Raw genomic sequence first — 22,081 nt, 5'->3', positions numbered from 1 at the left:
ACAGAACTTAGAGGTCATAACTTTCAATTCTATAGTAGATTAACTTAGTAAACCGTCATATATAAGATTATCTATTAAATTTTCTTTCAATTCTATAGTAGATTAACTCAAAATCTTCAACAGGTTGGAAATGTTTTCTCTAATATCTTTCAATTCTATAGTAGATTAACAGTTCTTGCTAGAGATATTTCTAAAGAAGAGAGGGATTGCTTTCAATTCTATAGTAGATTAACCAATTAGGGGCTCCGCCCCTAACAACCCCGAGTTAGAGACTTTCAATTCTATAGTAGATTAACGTGAGATAATGGTCTATGAAGAAGACTATGATTATGAAGACTTTCAATTCTATAGTAGATTAACTATACGTTTGAGAGGGTAGGACAGGATTCCATTGGTGTACTTTCAATTCTATAGTAGATTAACGCAAAAGTAGTTGTTCCCTCAATCGCGGGGAGCATGTTACCCTTTCAATTCTATAGTAGATTAACTTTATAAGATATTAAGGATTACGATTTATCATTTATGTGTCTTTCAATTCTATAGTAGATTAACTTTTGTAATTTCTCTATAATTGCCTCTCTAACAAATTCTCCTCTTTCAATTCTATAGTAGATTAACAGTCAAAAATGACCTAAATGTTTTTAAGTTTTTTAACTCTTTCAATTCTATAGTAGATTAACATAACGAGACACTGGAGGCATTTATCAAATAGAAAAGTTACTTTCAATTCTATAGTAGATTAACACCTTCTGCAGCTCAAGCAGTGCAACTGTATGGATACAGCTTTCAATTCTATAGTAGATTAACAATTCTTTAATTTTCATTGATCCAAATATCCATTTGGACTTTCAATTCTATAGTAGATTAACAAATGATTGACCTAGGTACTTTAATAGATTACGGAGTATACTTTCAATTCTATAGTAGATTAACTGAAGGCTTTTATACCCTTCCTCTATCTTATATTTTTTCTCTCTCTATTATAAGCTTTTCTTTAAGTCGGCCCTAGAATTTATTTCAGTTAACTTTGTATCATTTCAAAACACGGGATTTTAACGCATTCTCTAAAGAGGTAATTAATTTAGGCTGACGTCCTACCCCCTAACGCCTCTAGGTCTAACGTCTTTCACTTGCAAAGACGGGACAAAAAATTCAAAAAGATCATAGACCACTTAAAAAATTCGTAATTTATTTATTTTTATCTTTTAATAAATTATAAAACTTTGCTGGATTGCCCTACAACTTTTCCCGTCAATAAACAGTTAAGTTTTTGCTCAGTTACGAAGACAACCTCCACTAACTTCTAATAGAAATGAGTACACATGGACTCCCTCAAATTATATAAAAAAGTGAGAAAATTGGCTATACTTAGGACTTGACGCTTTTTGATGAACTGGTACCAGACTTCCCTCCATATCCCTTCGTCCGGTTAGTATTTCCCATTATTACCACTATACACAGTTAGGAGGGGCAGAAAGTCCTCCTATAAGGATTATGCACAGCTGCAAAACTGTGGCGTTCTTCTAAACCACCCTCAGTGCGTCTAATTGTCAAACCACGGACAGAAACGCTTATTAACATGGGTTTACAAATTATAACTCGAAGGGGCGGGGGATTCAGAACTAGCCTGTCTCTTCACAGTTAAGCTTCCAAGTCGTTCAACATGTCCCCCGCCCCCGATTAATTGTCGTCTTCTGGTTTAAAAACCTTTGCTCCTTCTATAATACCTAAATAATAATTAGTAAAAATAAGATTTTGTTTAGCCTTCCGAAACAGTTAAATATTTGATAGACACAGATATATTTTGATAGATAAAGATGAAAAAACTAAAATAAATAATAAGGTGATTAAAAATACAAGACGACTCCTACAAGGTTGTCAGCTACAAGGTCAAGCACAGCTACAACATTGTCGGTTTCTTAATCAACTACCGCTCTCTGTTGCAGAAAGCAGTAGACATAATCTGGGACAACATCACGTGGGTTGAAAAATGGGAGGAGAAATGCTATGAGGTTGAAAGCGGGAGGAAGAGAAAGAAGAGATGCTATCAAATTAAACGTCTCGTTCCACTGCTTCCAAAGACTAGGGAGTTCAGAAACTCGCTTAGAAAAGATCTGGAGAATGGTTGGTCTTATGCTTCCCACTATGTTGATTCTGCAATAAAAGTAGCTTATTCTATTTTGAAGTCTTGGAAGAAGAACTATCTTAAGGGAGAAAGGAGGAGAGCAAAACCTACTGTCAAGAAGCTGTTTGTTAGAGTCAAAGAAACGCTCTACACCTACAAGAATGGGAAGATTAGAGTCACAATAGTACCTAGGAAACTATACCTCGAGTTTGACTTAGCAAAAGCCTGGTTTAAGAACAGGGTTCAAGGGCTAGATCTGGGTGAGCTGATACTGACAAGGAACGAATTAATAATCACTTTCAGAAGACCAAAAGAGGAGAAAAATCACGCTGAATATATTGGTTGGGACTCAAACTTGTTCAGTCTTGATGGCTTTTCACCGAAATACGGATGGATAAAAATTGATTTGAGTGAACTGTACCACATCCACAGAGTCCACGAAATAAAGAGGAAGAGAGTACAGAGTGTAGCTAGTACGAAGAACTCAGTAAAGGAGAAAGTAGCCAGGCACGGTGAGAGGGAGAAAAATAGAGCTAAGGATTTTGTGCATAAACTCACTACCGCACTCGCAAAGTTGTTCCCAAATGCAATTCACGGCTTTGAGGACTTAAACAAAGAGGGGATGTTTAACGACTCGAAAAACCACAACAGAGATATTGCTAAACAAAACTGGAAACAGATAGTTAGTATCATGAGCTATAAAACCGAGGTAAAATTAGTTGACCCTAGATACACCTCATCCACCTGTCCTAGATGCGGAGGATGGATGGTAAAGCTCCAAGAGGGGCAGGTGGTCAGGGGTTCAAAGGGTGGTCTAGAATTAGACAGACAGCCCTGTGGTGCAATAAATATTGACCTCAAAATGTGTGGCTTTCACCAGAGCCCGAGCACCTTCTTCCGTGCGGTGATCAAATAGATGATCCCTCGGGTGAAGGTGTGGATGAGGGTTCTGGGAGGGGTTGCCACGAAAGGGGGCAAGGGTCATGATATGCCACCGATGAACTCACGATGGTGGCTGAGCTTGATGAACCCCAAGGCTTTCATAGGTCTATAAATGCCTATGAAAGCTGAACCCCCCGGCTAACCTAATATGGGATTGAAAGCGAGAATGGTTTTCCGTAAAGCGGTTAATCGCTTAACACTGAAAGCTCAGCAGTTAGTTTTTATACTCTACGCTTAAGGGATTCCCAGATGGACATTAAGACGTTCTAAACGAAGACGAGAATGTCCTATGCTTACTGAAAGAGAGTAAAAATAGAGGAATAATATGGAACAGTGAATTACCTCAAAGATGGCTGAAAATACGTTGTGCCAAAGATAATAGCATATAACATAAGTGGATAACGATCTAGATAATCCTAGGTTTATCTTAATCGTTTAAGGTTTTCTACAGAGCTTTTAAAGAGCAAATTAGTGATAAGGGACAAGGAAAACAACTACAAGTATGAGTTTCGTTAGTTTATAATTAAAAAACTCATTCAAGATAATTGTAAGACTAGAGCTAAGGGCAAACAATTTAACTGTTATTTGCTAAAGAAGCCTAAGACTCACTGCCTGGTAAAATAAAAAATTAGGAAAGGTATTTGCTTAAAACGTCGAACTTAGGTCTTTCGCCTAGCCCCTTTACCTCAGCATACATGCTCTCCTTGTCGTTAAGCTTAATATATCCTATCCCTCTAGACTTTCCACCGCCTATGAAGTACCCAATGTCCCTCAAGAACTTAAGCGTGTTCTTCCAGAGCTCAAACTCTCCCCTAACTATGACCTTGACCTCGAGGAAGTTCACATGGACAATTTCCTCTTGATATAAGTGCCCCTCCATTCCTTTCCTCGTTTTTCTGTCAATAGATACGTGGGTTCTCTGCTCAATTTCGGGGCTTTTAATAACTGTATCTGAGACTGTTATACCCCCAGCAAAGTATTTCCCGCCGTAGAGCCTCTCTATGGGACAGCTGTACTCTCCGTAGAGTTCTGCGAGCTTTTCATTATCGTTAACTTGGATCTCTCCTTGTAACCCCTTTATCGTAATTAGGTTGTTGCTCTCAGCTATCTTTCTAAATCTCTGGTCAACTTTAGCCAGATCTTCAGCCTTTTTCGCTACTTCTTCTTGAATAGCTTTATCACTTACACTGTGTCCATTGGAGTGCTCCCTGCTGTTCAGCACACTCTCGCTCACCCTCCTAAACATCCCTTTCCAGCTGCTAGAGGGGATAAGCACTATGTCACTGTCTATCCTCAGCTGTGTCACTAAGTTCCCATCTACTTTACTTCCTATTCTAAACCCGTTAGGCACACTAAACTTTAAACTGTATAGCTGGATCATGGGCTCACCCTATCGAGGAGTGATTTTAAGTCAGTTATCTTGAACATGAAGTTAAGACCAGCCCGCTTTATTTTGTCGTTCATGTTGTTATTTCCTCCCTCCAGATAGACCAATGAACCTTCCTTCAACGTGGTAAAGACAGGTTTCTGTCCCCCGAACTTGTCGTTAGTAAACCAGCCCGAATACGTGGACGTATCCCCAATTACCAGTTTAGCCTTAAAGAACTCCTTCCCAAATAATGACGGCACACATGGTGAGAGACAGTAAGAGAGACCGTCTTTAGGTTCTTCGAGAGAGACCTCTCTGACTTTCTCTACTTCCACGTACTTACTCACCCTATTCCTGCTCCTCCCTACCCTCACCCTTTTAACTACGTCTATGACATCTGAAGAGTCTGAAGCCAAAGCCCACAGCACTTCAAAGTGCTTATACTCATAGGCGAATAACATCCCCTTGCGTGAAGCCCCAGAGTTCTTGTCTATTGCTACGTGCATTAACACGACTGACTCACTGCCCTTACCCGTGTACAAGTTCTGTCCTTCTTTTTCCTCCGAAAAGGTTATAAGTGTGCCTATTTTGGGCTTAGCCTTGACGTCAAGCTTGAGTATTTCTTTAATGTCCTTACCTTGGGCAAACTCTTCATCTTTCTTTTTAAGAATCTCTTTCTCCTCTCTGAACTCAGCCCCCTTCCTCTGCGTTGCGGGGCTAAAGTAGTGTGCTGGGGCTGTCTTTAATGGGTAAGCGGGGGACACGTAGAAGTCCTCATCAATCTTGCCTTTCTGCTGGTAATATTCGTTTAGGATTGCCCCCCTCAGTGTGGTTGCTGGTATGTAGTCTGTTATCGAGAAGTAGTAGTTCTTTACCTTTCTCATCTGCGTGGTTATATACCCATTCACTTTTAGTTTTATGAGAATCATGGGTTAACCCCCTCCTTCCCACATGTAGTTTGAAAGCTGGGACAAGATCTCTTTTATCTCGTCGTCACACTGAACTGACTTACATATCTCGTCCACGTTGTTCACTCTTACGTCAATCATGCTATTTCTACCTAACCTCCAGTACCTCAAAGCCAGAAGTGAATACAAAAGCAGCTTAAAGAGCCTCATGTCACACCTATAGTAAATCGAGAAAGAAAATTCGTTACTTGGCGGAATTATCTCTTGGTTGAACAGAGAGCCCTCGTTGACAATTTGCTTCTTATCGTCTATTGAAACTCTTGTTATGTAAGTACTTCTTACTTCTTTCATATTTTCTACCTCAATCGTGAAACACCCTGAGCTTTTAGAGTTAGGGTATCCGAACAAGTTGCACACATCACATGGTTTTATCTTCTCTGGCTCTACTTCTCCACATGACGTGTACTTGCCTTCAGGCAGCAGTTTGAGAACTTGAATTGCATTATGAACTGCAGTCCTCATAGTTCCCTTGATACTCGAGGCTGGTAGGATAAAGGGGTTTAAAGGAATGTCTATTGTGTTTATCGTGCTTCCTCCAGCTATAGTGAGAGAAGACAAGTTCTTTAAGGTGGCTTTAATTGCTACAGCTACCATTCTTCTCACACCCCCACCCTAATTGACTTTAATATGAAGTAATAGTCGTAGAGGGGTATCTTTATTGGTTTTTCACCCTCCTCCTTCTCCTCTTTATCCTTCTCTTTAAGTCTGCTACTCAGCAAGAATGAAACTAAGTCATAATCGCTGAATCCTTTATTCCTTTTATCTTCTTCCTCACTTCTCTTACTCCTAGCTCTATATCTAAGTATGTAAGCTAAAGTATCATAGAACTTGTGAGTGTCTGCATAGTTAGTGAGGTCTTCTAAAGGCCTTATTATATCTCTAATTCTCTTTTTATCACCTTTATAATAAATCTCTACCAATTCCTTAAATACATTCTCTTCCTTAAACATGCTTCCTTCCGGCTCTGGCCATAGTTTAACTTTTTGTAAAAGTTCTTTGACGTTTTCAATGTCGTTTGAAACAACTAAGTAACTGTCCTGCTCTTGTTTATTCTCCTTTGATCCAGTATCCTTATTATGTTTACTATCTTGTTTGCCTTTATATTTCTCTAGTTCTGCCTCAATAACTCCTTCAGTTGCCAAAGTTGAAGAAAAGACTAAACAACTCAACGAAGATTTCTTTTTCAACTTGCTGCTTTCCATTAGCTCGTTCACAGCCTTATAAGCGAATTGCACAGGGTGATCTGGTTTGACTGAAATTACTCCAACCTTGAAAGTGAAGCCAGTTTCCTTATTAACACTTTCAAACATCTTTACAGCAAATGGTACTGCAATTACTGAAGGCATCATTAACATTATGTCGTCTCCTCCAAGGTAGAGGACTCCTGCCAATGTCCTTGAAGTCAAATCCTTGAAGTTATTACTACTGCCGTTATTTACCTCCTTTTCAGCCCTCAGTAATTCACTCAGAGTCTTGTAGAAGGACTTTTTGACACCGTAGTCCAGCCTGAAGCTCTTGTCTATGTACTCTGAGAAAGTTGCTGTATTACCGAAGATTTTGCCACCGTCATTACCGTCAGCTTTAACAAGGGCTACATACTTGGTGTCATTTATCGTCTTGTAACCTGCAATAATTTCCATTGCAACCTCACCAAGTGCCTCTAGGTCATTTTTATCAACATTTATGTCTATATCGTCTCTTGGACTCACACTTTCTCCTTCTATTAAGTAAGTAGAGTTGAGCTTTGCCATGAAACCCCTATTCGAAGAAAGTTCCCTAACTAACGAGCATACCTCACACAAGTACTCTTCTTCCCCGTTTTTCTCTAACCGCTTGACTGCTGGTCTTATTCCGCAGTTATCACACACCCTATGTAAGCCAAGGGAGTATACTTTCTCCTTATAGTCTACTTTGTACCTCTCATAACCCATAGAGGCAATTTCGTCCCTAATGGTTTTGTAGTCCTTAACGTAGTTCTCGTAAGCTAAGTCCACGACCTTGACATCTAGCCTTATGTCTAAGTACTCTGGTGATGAATTCATTAACAAACGCTTTACCTCCTCTTTTTTCTTCTCAGGGTCGCTCTCGTTCTCTACAATGTCTCTCCTAACGACTATGTATGAGTGACCTCCGTAACCGCTCAGCAAAGCCTCAGCTGGAATCCTTGATTTATGCTTAGTCCTCTCGTAATACACTTGGTCTAAAACAATGAACGGGTAGACTGAGGTGATGAAGTCTACCAGAAAGCTGGCAAAGCTCATGTCCCTTAACTTGGGAAAGCTTGTTATAAACCTCTGCACCCCGGGGAAGTCTATATAAACTAGGTAGCCTAGGCTTTCGCCTACAGCTTCCCTCTTAGTGACTTCCACTTTCTTTGAAGGTGTTGATTTCCAAACCTCTATGACCTCATCCAACTGTTCAATCTCAAGGCCGAAGCTCTCCAAAATACTCTTGTAAAGTATCTGGCTTGCCCTCTCGTAGCTTTGCTCACCAAGCTTTTCTAAACACTCCATACACTCCTTGGTTTTAGCTGAGAGAGAGTAGCAGACGTCTTTGCACTTGTTAATCCCTGCTACGTCCTCGCTCTCCAACACCTTGTTCACTATATCGCTCAGCCTGTCGGTGGCTGAGGCAAGCATATCAGCCTTCTCTACTATCCCGATATACTCGTTGCTGTGATGCTTTTCAACCAGCTCTCTGACCCTGCTCAGTGTGCCCTTAAGGCAACCTGACCCCTCAATAACCTGGTCAAGGATCTCCACAGATGCTGTCACGTGGTTGGTAGGGTTGAAGAGCTTGCCTAGATCGTGAAGTAAAGCTGCTATTCTCAAGTAATTAAGATCTAAGGAGGATGGCTGGAGCAACCAAACTAGGATGGAGGTTAATTGGAGGTGAGAGACCAAAGAGGTAAAGTTGAAGCCAGGTCTTGTGTCTGCAGGGGTGTAAAGCAGTTTCTCATACAAATTCCCTAGAGTTGAGGTAAACTTTATGACCTCGTCAATCTTCTCTCTCTTTTGTGAATCTAAGGTCTTTAGCAAACCCTCAATGTTATTGTAGTCTATATCTACGTCCAAATGCCTGACAATAACATAGGTGAAGAAGTACTCAAATGGCGTCGGGAGACCTGTGTTAGATGAAGGCTTAAGGGGAAATGCAGGAGCATAGGATAAGACTGTGGGGAGTTTGTATATTATTGATATTAGATCGGCATACAAGTTGGTAGCCTTTGTTTCGTTATTGCCAACAAGATCGCAGGAATAGTTAGCTAGTGCTGTTAAAGCTCTGATGAACTCAGCCTTTAAACCTGGTAAATCGCTCTCATCTACTTTCTTTACTTCAAAATCCGGTAATAGAAGCTTACCTCTCATCACTGTACTTCACCATCATCTTAATATATTCTTTTCCGTTCCAACTAATCTTATCTTTACTTTCGTCGATTTCGAAAGCAGCTATATAATCTTTCCCTTCTATGCACTCCTCCACGTATAGATCATACCTTATACAGAGTCTCATTTTCACCACTCCTCCTTGAAGTCCCTTGGTTTGAAGCGGTTCTGGAACTGAGTTAGATATTTCTTTACTGCGTTAATGTCCATGTTTTTTACGGAAAACTTTACTCTTCCGAACTGTCTGTCAGAGAACTTGAACCTCCCCAAAAGCATCACCTTGGAGCTCCCGTCCTGCCTTAAGCCAAAGCCGTATAGCAACATGCCTAACTCCTCAACCGACTTTATCGACCTATAAACTACCTTACCAATGAACTTTGACCCCTTTGTTACTACCTCATAGTTTGCATTAGCTTTACTAACAAAACTTGTTTTACCCGAAGTCATAACGAAATCACTGAAGGACACCCTGCTGGCTAACCCAGAGTTTCCTAGCAAGTCACAGACCGGGCATACCTCTCTATATTCTCTAATGTCAAACCTGTCGCTGGGCTTAGGAAGAGGATTGAAAATCCTCTTGTAAACACTTGAAGAGGAGTTGGAGGGTCTCGACACTATGTAACATGAACCTGGGATTGATAGCTCAAGTCTGCTTCTTACTAACCCCTTTATTGTTGATCCCGGTATAACCACCTTATCTCCTTGTTTGTTGAGCAGAAAGGCTTCCTTAGAGAAGTACCCTTCGACATTAGGCAACTTACCTTGAAGTGCTTGTTCAACAAGCTTTTCAACGTCATCCACACTCTTCACAAGCTCAACTCCACGCTTTCCTTGACCTACGTGAAGGTAGTCAGACTCAACAGTCATCTCTAGTTCTATAACCCCCTCTAAACCGTTGTAGTTCCTAGGGGTATACTCACTTCTTTGGATAGGGGATCTTGACAATTTCAAAAGCCTCCATGAATGGTTTCATCTTCTCAAAGAACTTGTTACCTTCATCTTCCACGCTCTCTCCTACGTTTACTGGCAAGTCCTCGTCTCCGATCTTCCTTTCCTTACCCGTGTCTGTAAACTTTAGTTTACCGAACTTAACAAAGCCGAAACCTCTGCTCTTATATCCACCGATCTGGACTAGACCGTCTTGAATGCTCTTCATTACGACTAACAGATATCCAATAGAGTAATTTGGTAAGTTGTTCCCAATCAACTTGAAGGTGAACCTTGAACCAGGCTCAACATACTCTACACTTACTAGAGCCCCTCTTACAGCTGCGCCCTCAGTCCTACTTATTGCAACCATTGACCTCGAGTTAAGAGAGTATGTAATAGGCAAAGAGTCTAAGAACTTGACATTACCCATTACACTCATCGTACCAAACAGTTTACAGTTTAAGCAAGTGTACTCCCAAAAAATCTCCAGTGCTTCTCCGATATTTTCAGTTTTTAATGCTGATTCGAAGTCCCTAAATTTTCTATATTTGTTTAAGCAGTAGTCCTTCCCTATCCCGCTACAAACTTCAATGTTCTTCTTAAAGCGTAAAATCCTCTCCCCTGTAGCTCTGAAGACTCCCTTCCACGAGGAGCCTGGGATATACGGTCTTCCTTCAGCATCTTTAAGCACAGAGTCCCTAGCTAAACTGGCTGGGTCAAAGTTCTCTTTCCCAGCCCCAACTCTCAAAGGAGATTCTGCTATTATTTCTCCTTCAATAATTGTAGTCCTTCTTATCACACTTTTGTCGATGAAAGAATAGTTAGGCATCACGTATTACCTCCTCAAGCTTTTTACTCGTCACGGGAGAAACTAGGTCGGGAGCCTTATACAGAGAGACTGTTGCCTCAACCAGTCTTGTTAAACCTAATCCTACGCTCTTTCTAGCTCCAATGAAAATCCCTTCCTTCGTAAAGAGCTTTAGCAAATACTTTAATGTCTCAACGCTCTTAGCCTTCCACTCTTCCTTTTCTCCGTTGACAATATCTAGGTTGTAAATTAACATAGAGAAAGTGAACTCCGCATTTGGCTCAACATAGTCCAGCGTGTATAAATGCCCAGGCATCTGCCCGCCGAAGACCCTGCTTATAGTAACCATTGTTCTCTGGGAAATGGTAAAACTCTGTGCTACAGAATCAAGTATGTAAACCCTTGATGCCAAGTCTTTAAAACCAAATAATATACAAGGGATACAGTACTTTTCCTTGTTACAGCTCTCGCATTTGTCATCCTTCATTTCACAGACATAATACTTGCTGTCGTTTAAGGACTTAATGTAAGACTCAGCTAGACTTCTGAAAGCTCCCTTTAAGGTCGAACCGGGTATTATGGGTGTATCTCCTCTCTTAATTACTGGATTATCAGTAGCCTCGTTAAAGCTCTGAGTTTTACCAGAGCCAACTCTTAAAGGAGTTTCGTTTCGTAATTTACCTTCAATCCTTACAACAGTTGATATTACGTCAAGGTCGGCACAACTCATGTCTTTATTACACCTCACTTGCTCAAGACATTAACAAGATCCTTGAATTTCTCGACAGTCTTAACTGAGTAGTAGTCCTTCTCTAAACCAGTTAAAGTTTCATAAATCCATTTAACGTAACCTAGTAGTGTTAGGGCCTCTTCAACATTTTTGTCCTTTAGATTACTCAAGAGCAACTTTCCCGTCTGCTCATCAATTTCTCCTCTTCCCATCTGACGCATAATGTAGACCAACAATTCACTTACGTTCCTCCTACTTTGAAGGAAGGTAAGCAAGTTGTTGATAGTTGATTGATCTACTGATGGTTTCCTACCTTCTCTGTCCCTTGGATTCGGCTTAACTGCAGAAATCGCTATCTTAGTTGCGGTGTCCAATAAATCCGGAGATGACATATCCTTATTTTCTCTCTCTAATATATAAACGTTTACATTCATGGAATCACCTTAACTTTTCAACTTTTTGAAAACTTTGTTTAGAGAAACTTCGACTCGCAAACCTTGAAGTCGTTAAGGCTATTTTTCCCTTTAGAGTCACTTCATACTTATCTTCAGCCTCCGTGATATAGCCTTCTTCTTCAAGCTTCCTTCTTTTCCTTGATACTGTAGCTATGCTGGTTTTTGAAAACTCGGCTATGTCTTCAACTTTGTACATGCCTTTATCTATAGCCTTGAGTATAAGCAGATCTTTGTCCTCTAAAGTTGATGGCTTAAACAAGTTACCGTCGATGAGAAGTCTGTCGTTCTTTATGTACATCACGAAATTTACCTCTTTTTTAACAACGGCGAAAGAGACCATTAAGGCCATTATCAGCTCATTTGGCGAGTATTGTGTGAGTAGTACTTGATAACTATTCTTGGAGTTACTTATATGCTCCGCTATCCTCATTACGATGTCTTCAAAGCTCCCTTCAACTACAACCTGCCTAAGTTTTCCGTTAAAGGAGTCCTTAAGAGCGGTTAAGTCTTCGTCTGGGTAAGTTACTATGTCAATCCTTGAGAATTTCTTACACTTCAGCTCTCTCTTTATAAGGTGAGGAAGAGATAGGTCAAATGGTGCAATTAGTATTACCATGTAGTACCATCTCCAGCAATCACGTTGACCTTACCAAAACCGTTCCTTCTTGAACTCCCAATCCCCCTAGCAATAACGCTCTCAAGAACCCTCTTCACTAGGTTGTCTTCTGCTACTACAGAGTACCTCAGTTTGCCCGTGAGACCTATTACTGTCTTCCCTGCATATACGACCTTCGCATAACGCATCACAGATGGTTCCTCCCAGAGAGCAGAACTCAAAACAGAGAGATAATCGATCAACTTCTCATCACCCCTCCTTAAACCAGTTACATCTATCAAGTTAGTAAAAAAGACGTATTCCGCCTTATTCGTAAAGACCTTTCTCTTTGACTTATAATATGGAGAGACTATTAAAGCTGGGGTCAAAACCTCGACTTCGAAAAATCGCGGTAGGGAGTCGATCCTTACTTCACCTATTTTAATGTCCGTCACCCTCCATACAGTGTTGAAAACCTTTCTCTCTTCAAGTCTGGAAAGTGCGGTTAAAACACGTTCATTGTCTCCACCAATTTCAAAAGAGTAAGTCTCGCCACCAATAACCTCTAGGCAAACTGGTGAGTTAAAGTACTTTACCATATATCTGTCCTTGTACTTTAGGGGTGATATAGAAACGTCCTTGGGGTTTGAGAGTAGAGTCTTTCCGACCTTGCTGCTAAAGGGAGGTATTATTGTGTTAGAGTCTGGGGTTACATAAACCTCGGCTGCTAACATACTCTCGCCCTATGGCACACTGTCTAGTAAATTAGTGAGCTATCTGGGTAGAAGTTGGCTCTCCGTTGTTGACTTCTTTTGGTTCTGATGTCTCTTTTTCTAACAGTTTGCTAATAGCCTCTTCTTTTTCTAACATTAATTTCTTTTCATCAATGTATTCTAAATGTAGCTTGATTTCTATTATTTCCTTTATCTCTGCTTCTGTGTCGTTAATTGGTTCATATATTGCTAAAATTAGATATGCATACCTTGTGTCATATAGCCATGCGTAAAGTGCTGCTTGGTAAATTGCTGTCTCTAGAACGTGTTGCTTTATCCTTCTATTAAAGCTCTTTATCTCTCCAGGGAATCCGTCTTTAAGAAAGTCGGGCTTTCCGCAAATACCTCTCTTGCATTTTCCATCAGCGGGATCTACCTCTAGAAGTTCTTTAATACCGTCTTCTAACGTTCTCGATAATGTAAGTTCTTGAGGGGAAACTCTAGCTGCCCCATTCACTAGGTTAGCAACAGTAGCTTTATTGGATACAATAGGCCTTAGTGGCACATATTCAAAATTAGCTGTCTTATTTACTTTAATTGGATTTGAAAAAACTACACTTACTTTTAAAAAATTCTTATAGTTGTATCTCTCTCTTAATATGCTTAGTAGTGGCAAATTATATCACACCTATAATTATATATCTTCTCATATTTAAAGTTATCTATCCTTATTTTTACGATTAAATCACCATATAGATATTATGGCGGATATGATATCATGTTGAGGATCTATAAAAAATCAGAATTAAAAATTTCTCATTATAGGTAAAATAACCCTATAATATGTCAATACTAGGCATATTTATTGCGTTTCTATCAATTCATCTTAGGAAATTAATCATTTCTTCTACTCTTATTTTCAATTACCATGTATATAAAAGTTTTGATAACGATGTCTGATGGTTAACATAATCAGACCCTACCATAGTTTCTATATTTTTAAACTAAATATCAGAGAAGGTGTTTATCGAGTTGTACTAATTAAAGTGAACTTTTTTGTACAGATTAATTTTCCAAAGAGAAACCATCTAGGTGTTTGGCGTCATGACACTAACAACAAATGAGTTTATATTATCGATAACTTGAACGTTAATATTATGGTTAGAGACTTGATAAAAAGTTCTTCGTGGACTTTACAGAGATAGTAGAAAGCGACAATCTGAAAGACAACAGAGAAAAATACAGTCATTTTTTATTTTATGACTCGATTCAAAGCCTTTTACTCATGTCTCCATTATCGGGACGAAAACATTAGGTGTTAGTGTTAATGAGAATATCTATGCTCTAATGTTGACGCATAAAGAGGTTAAAGTGTCCGAAAATTAAAGTAGCAGAAAAGGTAAGATGGGGTATTACAATGAATGAAGGCTAAGAGATTAAGCTACGATAAAGCAACCTTACCTATAGAAAAGACTAAGTTCATTTTTATGAAGGAAATGATTCTTTCTATGAATTATTCGCATCTATATATCAAATATTATCTCATTATGTGGTTATACTTTTTCGACAATAAGGTTTGTATATATCACTGTTAGTAATTTGTGTAAAGAAACAAATTAAGTTAAAAAAGGCCGAGTAGATCCGAAACGTTTTTCTTTTAACTTAAGGAATATTTTCTCCTGATAGACCTCTTCCCTATTAATTAGCTGTTTTTAATACAATCCATTAATAGAATCTACGACTTCCAACACTTCTTTTGGGGGACTCCACTTTCTTCACTGTTAAGTGCGTTCTTCAGCTTTTCAACCAAGACCAAAACTTCCTTTTTGGTAAGAATGACAAAAAGCTGATACTGCTTGTACTTCCTCTTTGAAAATTGAAGGAATAAGTAGAAGACTATTTGGATATAATTATAGATAGTTTAATAAATTTATATTCTAGTGATTTTCAATAAATTTAGGGGATCTTATCATAATAAGATAAATCATAAATTCATCAAAGTTTCTTTAAATAAATGCTTTATTAGGGATTTCTACAGAGCTATCAAGATGCTTAAGTTGCTCACTAACTAAGCTATTTACTCAAATCCTTAATCATAAATAGTTTTTAATCTTTTATTTATAAATTTTTGTAAATTTCAAAGATTAAATGTTATTTCAGGAACCAGCTAATTATTAACTATTTATAGAGTAATTCTCAGCTAGTTTTTATGTTTAATCTATACTATTTACTCCTAAGACTGCTAAATACTTAAAAATATGCATGCAAATAATTACTCTTGGTGATATAAATAAGCTATGATGTAGTTTTAACTGCTGATAGGAGCACCTTTACTGATTATGGTGGAATTTCACCACTAGGCTATGTTGCTTGTATGCCTTATAGATTGGTGCCTAGAATGTTCATGGGCAAAATATTTACACCCCCAATACCTTCAGATAAAGAAGGAAAAGCAATTATCGCACCATATTCTCTTAGGAAAGTAGAGGCAGTTGTAGCCAGTAAGGGCTTTAAGGTTGCGGTTGTACCCCCAGAGAAAATTGAGATGCTTATTAAAAAACATAACCCTAAGGTTGTTGGAATAACCACACATGACCCTCTTGGAATCGAGCCTGTAACCGCTCATTTAAGCATGATTTTAGGTGGTGGGAAATCATGGACTGCTAAATACTTTGAAGAGCTAGGGGAGAAGCTTAAGAGGTTAAAAACCAGCTACGAATTTAAGGTAGTAGTAGGTGGCCCTGGGGCATGGCAATTAGAGAGAGAAACCCCAGACTGGGTTGATATTGTTTTCATTGGACATGCAGAGATCGATTTCCCAGAAATTGTTAAGAAGATTGAAGATAAAAGTGGGAATTTGCCTAGAGTTGTAAAGGCGAGATATCCTAAGAAGATTGAAGATATTCCGCCAATAATTAACTCTGCAAGAGGTGGGGAAGTTCAGATCACTAGAGGTTGCCCAAGAGGTTGTTGGTTCTGCCCTGTAACCCCAGACACATTCATTTCCTTCCCCTTAGACTATATTATTAAAGAAGTTAAGGTGAATATGAGCGCTGGAATTAAGGATGTGACATTAATAACAGATGATATGATGTTGTATGACGCTAGAAATCTAAGGGAGGTAAATCATGACGCAATAGTTAAGCTATTTAGGGAATTGAAGAACTTGGGTGCTGGTTATATAAATTTTGCCCATATTTCAGCTGCCCCAGTGAAATTAAGCCCTAGAACTGTTAAGGCTATGGCCGAGATAGCTGAGTGGAGCGAAGATAAAGCAGTAACCCCAGTAGTGGGGTTAGAGACTGGTAGTGAGAAGATTTTTAATAAATACATGAAGATGAAAGCACATCCCTGGGGATACAGGGACTGGAAGGATTTAATCGTAGATGCCACAGCAATAATGAATGACAATTACATATTCCCTTGTTACACAATGACAATTGGCTATCCAGAGGAGACTGACGAAGATGTTCAACAGTCAATAGATCTAGTAGAGTATATTTTAGACCACAAGCCAACAGCATGGATATTCCCTCTGCCAGTAATTCCAATGGGGACGAGTAAGATAAGGGATAACCCATTGCCAGCTATGGAGAGGATGCCAAGCAAATATTGGGATTTGTTATACATTACGTGGAAGTATGATTTATACATTACTAGAAAACTAAAAGATGGTATAGCTAACTATAGTGGAAATCCAATAATTGGGAGGATAGTGAGTTATATGATAGATAAGGTCTTTGGAAGTATTGAGTGGTATTTTGAAAAGCTTAAAGAAACCAAGGGTAAATCGGCCCTTGATTATAAAGACATAAACCTCAATAACTTCTATGGAATAGTCTGGGCTATATTCATGTTAGTTAGATTAGCGTTTTCAAGGACTGAATAAGTTAAATTAGAAAGCTTCTTCCTTTTCTGTTATAGTGGCTTTGAAACTAGATTTTTCTTTTAGTGTAAGCAACTAAATACGACTCTGTCTTGATAGGGCATTATAACATTAGCTGTCTCAAAGTTGTTAGGAATTACAAAGAAAATTTTCTGTTCAGGCTCAGAACTAAAACACAACCTTTCTTCTGTTAGCGTTAATGGTACTACAATTCTGACTCCTAAAAGCCGAAGCCAAATATATCTGCTAAGAGACAAAATATAATTGTAAAACTAAAAAATTTGTATAAATGTGTTGTACCTTAGTAAATACTGAGCAATGAAGAATTTTATCCCGAAATAACATACAAACAAAAATAACTCTAAATATTCCTTTTTTTCATATACCACATGCCTAAAGTAGCTGTAATAATGGGTAGTAAATCTGATTGGGAATACATGAAAGAGGCTGTAGAATTGCTAAAGCAATTTGGTATTGAAGTTGAAACTAGAGTTGTTTCAGCTCATAGAACTCCAGAGTTTATGGTTGAGTCTGCAAAGACTGCAGAGCAAAGGGAGGATTGAAGTTATTATTGCTGGAGCTGGTGGAGCCGCACATTTGCCCGGTATGACAGCCTCATTTTTGCCAGTAATAGGAGTTCCAATACCTTCTAAGCATCTTAATGGTTTAGATTCCCTCCTTTCCATTGTTCAAATGCCTTATGGGGTTCCATTTGCTACAGTAGCTACTGGAAATGCAAAAAAGCAGCCCTTCTAGCATTAAGGATTTTGGGAATAAAATATCCTTATATTGCTGAAAAAGTTAAGAAATTCATGGAGGACATGAAGAATAGGTAAAAGTCTTACCTCTAGGCTTTATAAACTCAAGGAATTTAACCGTTGCATAAGGTACTAAATTAGAAATGAATAGTAAGTTACGAGATCTTACTTTAAGGTAAGTTAACGAGTGCTATTTCAGATTGGGATCTAAGCTGTTGATGATAGTGCACAGACTTTAAGACTAGATATACATGCTCCTAAATCCTTGTTCTAAGGTTAATGATCATACTATCACTTGGTTAATTCTCTAAATGAGAAGACAGAAGTCGTACTTATTGTCTTAAAATACAGTTATCCTTATGAAAAGGGATTATTTTTAGGAATTAAATTTTAGTTAAATACATATGTAGAAATCAATTAACATTAAGAGAAAAATCATAAAAGAGAAATATCAAGATTAAAAGTTTTCAATAAATCTATGCAGAATCAAAAATTTAAAGCTAGAATTTAAACAAATTAAATACCCAACTTGTTATGACTTTTTCCGCAAAAGACCTCCAACACAAGACTATATATGGTGTCTTTCATTCCATCCCTATCTGGATCTCCTATGTGATCTACTAAATAATTCTTAATTTTGCTTACGTGATTCCAAGTTCCCTCAGATAGGGCAGTTTTTAGAAGCCCAGAGTGAACTGTTTTAGACGGCATTGTTATATAGTAATTCTTCAAGTATATATCTTTTTCTTTGCCTACCAATTTTCTATTTTCAGCGTTAAGAAAAAAGACAAGCCCTTCCAAAGCTCTTTTGCTCATTTCTTTTTCGTAGTTACGAATAAATTGTGTTTACATCTGCCAGTTGAGAGACAATTTGGCTCTAAGCTGATCATTTTTAGGGGAGTAGTTAAATATTTTAACACTGCAAGGTGAAACAACACTCATATTTTATTCTTCCACGATTTGAATTTATTGAGGAATGTGAGCTAACTGAAAAGTAGTGAGTTTCCTTAAGAATTAGTATAACAAATAAGAAAAACGCACTTGATTCTTTGTTGCTAGTAGACTTTTCATTTTCTTTATAAAATTTTACTGTTGATTTTCATAGTGACGAAAAGCAACACACGGTCAAATTTGACTAGGAGAGGTGCTATCCACCTAAAATTTTCATTGATACGAAAAAATGTTTGAAGACCTCATGGAAATAAGTTAATGCAGTTGCACGAGAGCCTGGTTAAATATGACAAGATAATTTAAGTCCAAACTAGTTATTATTCTTTACATTTGAGCTCTTTTCCAATTTTTAATGAAGTATTTCTAAATTCTCTCTCGACTTTTTAATGTTTAAAATAACATGGAAATGGTTTTTCATTTCTCTTTTCGTCAAGCTTGAAGATTATCAGTTATACATCGAGCTCTAGTAAAAAAGATAACTACTTTTAATTTGTTAACGCTTTAGTTTCAAACACTTTATATTTTAAGGAAAGAGGAGAAAGGTCGGCATAGAGTAGAGCTGTCATAATAAATCACTACTGCTGACAATAATACGGTCAACTTTTTTCAATTAGAGTAATAACTTTCTATCATGAACACAATGTTTACTTACCTCACAAAATGAAAGTGATAAGGAAACTAGCACTTTTACCTTGAGTAAAAAATAAATACCGGATCGATGATTTTCTCTCTATGAATAAAATTATTATTGCTACAATAGCAATAGTTGCAGTAGTTCTTGCAGTAGTAGCATGGTATATAGTAAGTAAACCAAGTCCCGTGAGTCAGACTTCAACATACACTTCCTCACAGCCCACGACTCTTACACGTTCCTCTATTCAGCCAAGCTCAGTTAATAACCTCAACTTAGGTATTCTATACCCTAATGACCTGGCATCAATTGGAACTTCTAAAGATATTACAGTAAGTAAAGGAGGAAATTACACGCTTAACTTGACAAACTACCAAGGAATAGAGAAAGACTTTAGTCTGTTTACCGTACTAATGATATTTTCTAACTCAACAATGAATAAGACAGTTTTTATTGGATGGGGTTCAACATTCTTCATACCAATTAATACCAGTGCCCATCTATTTCTATCTCCCGGAGTTTACAATTTGACTTTAGGAGTGTCATATTATGTTAAACAGACTGTCACCCCAGTTGATTTTGGTAACATTTCTGTCAAGATGGGGAACAGCTCCTTGATTACTGTAAACTTCAAAATACAAACTCAACCAACTACTTTCCAAAATCTATCCTCTTATGTTAAGCCAATCTTCATCAACATAGGTGAATTGAGCAACGTGTCTGGTGGACCCTTTTCAAATTTATCAACGATAACAATAACCAGTGGGGGAGAGTACTTACTAAAAATGCTTAATACAACGAAGTTAGAAAAAGACTTCAAAGCGTTCTATTTATGGATAACATTATCTAATTCGACAGAGAGCATATCAGTTCCAGTAGGGTTCTCGTACTTCCTACCACCAACTTTGATTTACAACAATACAGTGTATTTATCCCCTGGCGTTTACAAGATGAACGTGTCTATATACTATAATCTCAATGACAGTGTAACATCAATGAGCTTTAGAGGTACGATAGTTGAACTAGGCAATGCCCCGTTAGTTAATGTTAGCTTCACGGTGACTAATACAAGCACAACACCACTACCGCAACCGCCAGTAACGCAAGTTGGGACTGGAGTGATATATAAGAACGGTACTGCTGTTGTAACGTTACATAGCACTGAAAGCGTTGAAATAGTTAGTGCTTCAATAGTTGGCACAACATATACTGCCAACACGTCCTCAATCACTAATTATCAGCTAACTGCTGGAATTAACACAGTAACTATTAACTTCGGTTCTTCTGTAGATCAATATTTACAGCCTGGGACAGTATATACTATATCATTAACATTGAGTGATGGAATAACGGTTGAAGTGGTTGTACTTGTTGAATAAGATAATTTTTCTTTTAACTTTTAGTTTTTGTTAGGATAGCTAACTATAGGCTTTACACTCTCCTTAGTGCAATTAACCCCTTAATAGGTAAGTTCCGCTTAGCGATACCAAAAGACATTGTACTGATGACAGAGCCCAACCCAGAGTACATAGAAGAGGCATTAAAGAAGACATTCAGAGTAACTGCGTGTGTGGTATTTGTTGATGGGAAAAGAGTAGGGATACTTCCATTACCAGAGGTTTTAGATGATAAAAAGTTATATCTCTTGATAGCAACTTTGAACACAGACACCTCATTTTCCGCTGGGGATGTAATATACTTTGTTGGGAGATGGGAGAGAGAAGGGTTCGCAATAGACAGCGTGGAAGTTGTTGAGAAAAGTGAAGATCCACTCGAATCAAGAGTAAATGTGAAAAACCTTTTGCCTCTATACAGCCTCCCAAAAGATTACCCAACAAGGCTAATAAAGTTCTTGGAGAACTTCAAGGACACTGACCTCCTCCCCGCTCTAAAGAGCGAGGGTTCCCACTCTTGTTAGAGCGGACAGGTTCGGGGTTACATCCTTTTGTTCAACCCCAGGCTGGGTGTTCAGCCGGTTACCCCTATCCCGTGAGGGGCTCGGGGTTATATGTTTTCTTAAAATGTTGAATGCACCTACTATATCAGCATTAAACACTTTGTTTAACTTGAAGCACTTAAATAATCCTCTGACTATCCTCTTCCCACATGAGTCACCGTGAACTGGACAAGTCGATGATGTATAGGCTTCATTGACTTCCTCTACAGTTATTCCATACTCTTCGGCAACTTCTTTGATTCTGTCTATGACTTGTTTGTAGCTCCATACATTTGTCACATTGAAATTACCTTTCCGTTGAGCTATGTATTTGGGATGACCGACATAGATAATCGAGACTCCTTTCTCATAGAGCCATTCAACAACTCTTCTAACTTGAGTGTCTATGTAGTGCCAGACCCTTTTCCTCCAAGTTTTGAACATGATGTTGAATCTGTGTGCTATCTTAACTCCATATTTGTTTATCTTACTTTGATACTTAGCAATCCTTTCTCTCCAATAATGAGACTCTGACTTTATTGGTCTTCCATTAACTAGAGCTGATGTCCCGTCTTCAACATAAATAGCCATCAGATTGTTAACACCTAAGTCAATTCCAGCCCTTAGATTTCCCTTAGGCTTTTGAGGAACTTTTCTCCAAACACCCCTAACAGCTTTCTCAGTCGCCGTGTAGGTTATATGAGCATACCACGTCTTAGTGTCTGAGTCATAATGAATTTCTAATTGTCCTTGCTTTCCCTTCAGATGTACTAGTCCCGAATATTCAACTTCTATCCGACCTACAGCACCCAACCCTTTAATAACGATTTTATTTTCCGTGATTTTGTATTGTCTGTTCTTTACTACAAAAAATGAAAGCCTCGCCTTTCAAGGCGGG

Annotated in this window: 17 protein-coding genes, 2 pseudogenes and 1 CRISPR repeat array (1 of these 20 running past the window's edge); of the genes and pseudogenes, 5 read left to right on the top strand and 14 right to left on the bottom strand. The window is 38.3% G+C overall.

What is annotated here, in order from left to right:
* Window positions 1–933: direct repeats of the CRISPR family, unit length 24 nt; unit sequence CTTTCAATTCTATAGTAGATTAAC; it reaches 1,196 nt to the left of the window's first position.
* Between the two features lie 920 nt (window positions 934–1,853).
* Window positions 1,854–3,041: an IS200/IS605 family accessory protein TnpB-related protein gene (locus tag AC3OCB_RS10775; protein WP_498342497.1), complete on the top strand. Its 1,188-nt coding sequence runs from the start codon at window positions 1,854–1,856 to the stop codon at window positions 3,039–3,041.
* A 654-nt stretch (window positions 3,042–3,695) separates the two neighbouring features.
* On the opposite strand, the gene AC3OCB_RS10770 is transcribed toward AC3OCB_RS10775, so the two are convergent.
* From AC3OCB_RS10770 to AC3OCB_RS10715, 12 genes are read right to left on the bottom strand one after another with little or no spacing between them, the layout of a single operon-like run.
* Window positions 3,696–4,448: an RAMP superfamily CRISPR-associated protein gene (locus AC3OCB_RS10770; protein ID WP_498342489.1), complete on the bottom strand. Its 753-nt coding sequence runs from the start codon at window positions 4,446–4,448 to the stop codon at window positions 3,696–3,698.
* Window positions 4,445–5,365, bottom strand: coding sequence for a hypothetical protein (locus tag AC3OCB_RS10765; protein ID WP_498342488.1), 921 nt, complete (start codon window positions 5,363–5,365; stop codon window positions 4,445–4,447). Before AC3OCB_RS10765 ends, AC3OCB_RS10770 begins: the two co-directional genes overlap by 4 nt.
* A 3-nt stretch (window positions 5,366–5,368) precedes the next feature.
* On the bottom strand, window positions 5,369–5,998 hold the full coding sequence (locus tag AC3OCB_RS10760) for an RAMP superfamily CRISPR-associated protein (protein ID WP_498342495.1): 630 nt from the start codon (window positions 5,996–5,998) through the stop codon (window positions 5,369–5,371).
* A 5-nt stretch (window positions 5,999–6,003) separates the two neighbouring features.
* Complete coding sequence (locus AC3OCB_RS10755) at window positions 6,004–8,772, bottom strand: Cas10/Cmr2 second palm domain-containing protein (RefSeq protein WP_498342494.1); 2,769 nt, start codon at window positions 8,770–8,772, stop codon at window positions 6,004–6,006.
* On the bottom strand, window positions 8,762–8,917 hold the full coding sequence (locus AC3OCB_RS10750; RefSeq protein WP_498342487.1) for a hypothetical protein: 156 nt from the start codon (window positions 8,915–8,917) through the stop codon (window positions 8,762–8,764). Before AC3OCB_RS10750 ends, AC3OCB_RS10755 begins: the two co-directional genes overlap by 11 nt.
* Window positions 8,918–8,919: 2 nt before the next feature.
* Window positions 8,920–9,741: an RAMP superfamily CRISPR-associated protein gene (locus AC3OCB_RS10745; RefSeq protein ID WP_498342486.1), complete on the bottom strand. Its 822-nt coding sequence runs from the start codon at window positions 9,739–9,741 to the stop codon at window positions 8,920–8,922.
* Complete coding sequence (csx7, locus tag AC3OCB_RS10740; RefSeq protein ID WP_498342492.1) at window positions 9,707–10,549, bottom strand: type III CRISPR-associated RAMP protein Csx7; 843 nt, start codon at window positions 10,547–10,549, stop codon at window positions 9,707–9,709. The genes AC3OCB_RS10745 and csx7 (AC3OCB_RS10740) overlap by 35 nt, the downstream gene beginning before the upstream one ends.
* Entirely contained in the window at window positions 10,542–11,258 is a 717-nt protein-coding gene (csx7, locus tag AC3OCB_RS10735) for a type III CRISPR-associated RAMP protein Csx7 (protein ID WP_498342485.1), read from the bottom strand. Before csx7 (AC3OCB_RS10735) ends, csx7 (AC3OCB_RS10740) begins: the two co-directional genes overlap by 8 nt.
* Before the next feature lie 14 nt (window positions 11,259–11,272).
* Entirely contained in the window at window positions 11,273–11,692 is a 420-nt protein-coding gene (locus tag AC3OCB_RS10730; protein ID WP_498342484.1) for a hypothetical protein, read from the bottom strand.
* 4 nt (window positions 11,693–11,696) lie between these two features.
* Window positions 11,697–12,329, bottom strand: a complete 633-nt coding sequence (locus tag AC3OCB_RS10725; protein WP_498342482.1) for a hypothetical protein — start codon at window positions 12,327–12,329, stop codon at window positions 11,697–11,699.
* Window positions 12,323–13,042 carry a CRISPR-associated endoribonuclease Cas6 gene (locus AC3OCB_RS10720; RefSeq protein ID WP_498342481.1) on the bottom strand — a complete coding sequence of 240 codons (720 nt, stop codon included), beginning with the start codon at window positions 13,040–13,042 and terminating at the stop codon, window positions 12,323–12,325. The genes AC3OCB_RS10725 and AC3OCB_RS10720 overlap by 7 nt, the downstream gene beginning before the upstream one ends.
* 31 nt (window positions 13,043–13,073) lie before the next feature.
* The gene (locus AC3OCB_RS10715) at window positions 13,074–13,697 is read right to left on the bottom strand and encodes a hypothetical protein (RefSeq protein WP_498342480.1); all 624 of its coding nucleotides are present in this window, start codon (window positions 13,695–13,697) and stop codon (window positions 13,074–13,076) included.
* A 1,698-nt stretch (window positions 13,698–15,395) separates the two neighbouring features.
* Between AC3OCB_RS10715 and AC3OCB_RS10710 the strand changes: the two genes are divergently transcribed.
* On the top strand, window positions 15,396–16,910 hold the full coding sequence (locus AC3OCB_RS10710) for a B12-binding domain-containing radical SAM protein (protein ID WP_498342479.1): 1,515 nt from the start codon (window positions 15,396–15,398) through the stop codon (window positions 16,908–16,910).
* 386 nt (window positions 16,911–17,296) lie between these two features.
* Window positions 17,297–17,743 (top strand): annotated as a pseudogene (purE, locus tag AC3OCB_RS10705) (5-(carboxyamino)imidazole ribonucleotide mutase).
* Between the two features lie 438 nt (window positions 17,744–18,181).
* On the opposite strand, the gene AC3OCB_RS10700 reads toward purE, so the two are convergent.
* Entirely contained in the window at window positions 18,182–18,481 is a 300-nt protein-coding gene (locus AC3OCB_RS10700; RefSeq protein WP_498342478.1) for a hypothetical protein, read from the bottom strand.
* An 867-nt stretch (window positions 18,482–19,348) separates the two neighbouring features.
* Between AC3OCB_RS10700 and AC3OCB_RS10695 the strand changes: the two genes are divergently transcribed.
* Entirely contained in the window at window positions 19,349–20,626 is a 1,278-nt protein-coding gene (locus AC3OCB_RS10695; protein ID WP_498342477.1) for a DUF973 family protein, read from the top strand.
* A gap of 125 nt (window positions 20,627–20,751) precedes the next feature.
* Window positions 20,752–21,165 (top strand): hypothetical protein, encoded by a 414-nt coding sequence (locus tag AC3OCB_RS10690; RefSeq protein ID WP_498342476.1) that lies wholly within the window; start codon window positions 20,752–20,754, stop codon window positions 21,163–21,165.
* Here AC3OCB_RS10690 and AC3OCB_RS10685 read toward each other — a convergent pair.
* Window positions 21,136–22,029: pseudogene (locus AC3OCB_RS10685) on the bottom strand (transposase); the annotation flags it as partial. The gene AC3OCB_RS10690 and the pseudogene AC3OCB_RS10685 overlap by 30 nt on opposite strands.
* Between the last annotated feature and the right edge of the window lie 52 nt (window positions 22,030–22,081).

The sequence above is a fragment of the Sulfurisphaera sp. genome, assembly GCF_059755235.1.
This window is presented reverse-complemented; position numbering and strand designations above follow the sequence as displayed.

What these genes read in the sequence shown, in the direction of transcription:
- AC3OCB_RS10760 (WP_498342495.1), bottom strand. Translation starts at nt 5,998, where the DNA reads ATGGTAGCTGTAGCAATTAAAGCCACCTTAAAGAACTTGTCTTCTCTC.
- AC3OCB_RS10755 (WP_498342494.1), bottom strand. Translation starts at nt 8,772, where the DNA reads ATGAGAGGTAAGCTTCTATTACCGGATTTTGAAGTAAAGAAAGTAGAT.
- AC3OCB_RS10690 (WP_498342476.1), top strand. Translation starts at nt 20,752, where the DNA reads ATGACAGAGCCCAACCCAGAGTACATAGAAGAGGCATTAAAGAAGACA.
- AC3OCB_RS10750 (WP_498342487.1), bottom strand. Translation starts at nt 8,917, where the DNA reads ATGAGACTCTGTATAAGGTATGATCTATACGTGGAGGAGTGCATAGAA.
- AC3OCB_RS10720 (WP_498342481.1), bottom strand. Translation starts at nt 13,042, where the DNA reads ATGTTAGCAGCCGAGGTTTATGTAACCCCAGACTCTAACACAATAATA.
- AC3OCB_RS10695 (WP_498342477.1), top strand. Translation starts at nt 19,349, where the DNA reads ATGAATAAAATTATTATTGCTACAATAGCAATAGTTGCAGTAGTTCTT.
- AC3OCB_RS10765 (WP_498342488.1), bottom strand. Translation starts at nt 5,365, where the DNA reads ATGATTCTCATAAAACTAAAAGTGAATGGGTATATAACCACGCAGATG.
- AC3OCB_RS10730 (WP_498342484.1), bottom strand. Translation starts at nt 11,692, where the DNA reads ATGAATGTAAACGTTTATATATTAGAGAGAGAAAATAAGGATATGTCA.
- AC3OCB_RS10710 (WP_498342479.1), top strand. Translation starts at nt 15,396, where the DNA reads ATGCCTTATAGATTGGTGCCTAGAATGTTCATGGGCAAAATATTTACA.
- AC3OCB_RS10725 (WP_498342482.1), bottom strand. Translation starts at nt 12,329, where the DNA reads ATGGTAATACTAATTGCACCATTTGACCTATCTCTTCCTCACCTTATA.
- csx7 (WP_498342485.1), bottom strand. Translation starts at nt 11,258, where the DNA reads ATGAGTTGTGCCGACCTTGACGTAATATCAACTGTTGTAAGGATTGAA.
- AC3OCB_RS10770 (WP_498342489.1), bottom strand. Translation starts at nt 4,448, where the DNA reads ATGATCCAGCTATACAGTTTAAAGTTTAGTGTGCCTAACGGGTTTAGA.
- AC3OCB_RS10700 (WP_498342478.1), bottom strand. Translation starts at nt 18,481, where the DNA reads ATGAGCAAAAGAGCTTTGGAAGGGCTTGTCTTTTTTCTTAACGCTGAA.
- csx7 (WP_498342492.1), bottom strand. Translation starts at nt 10,549, where the DNA reads ATGCCTAACTATTCTTTCATCGACAAAAGTGTGATAAGAAGGACTACA.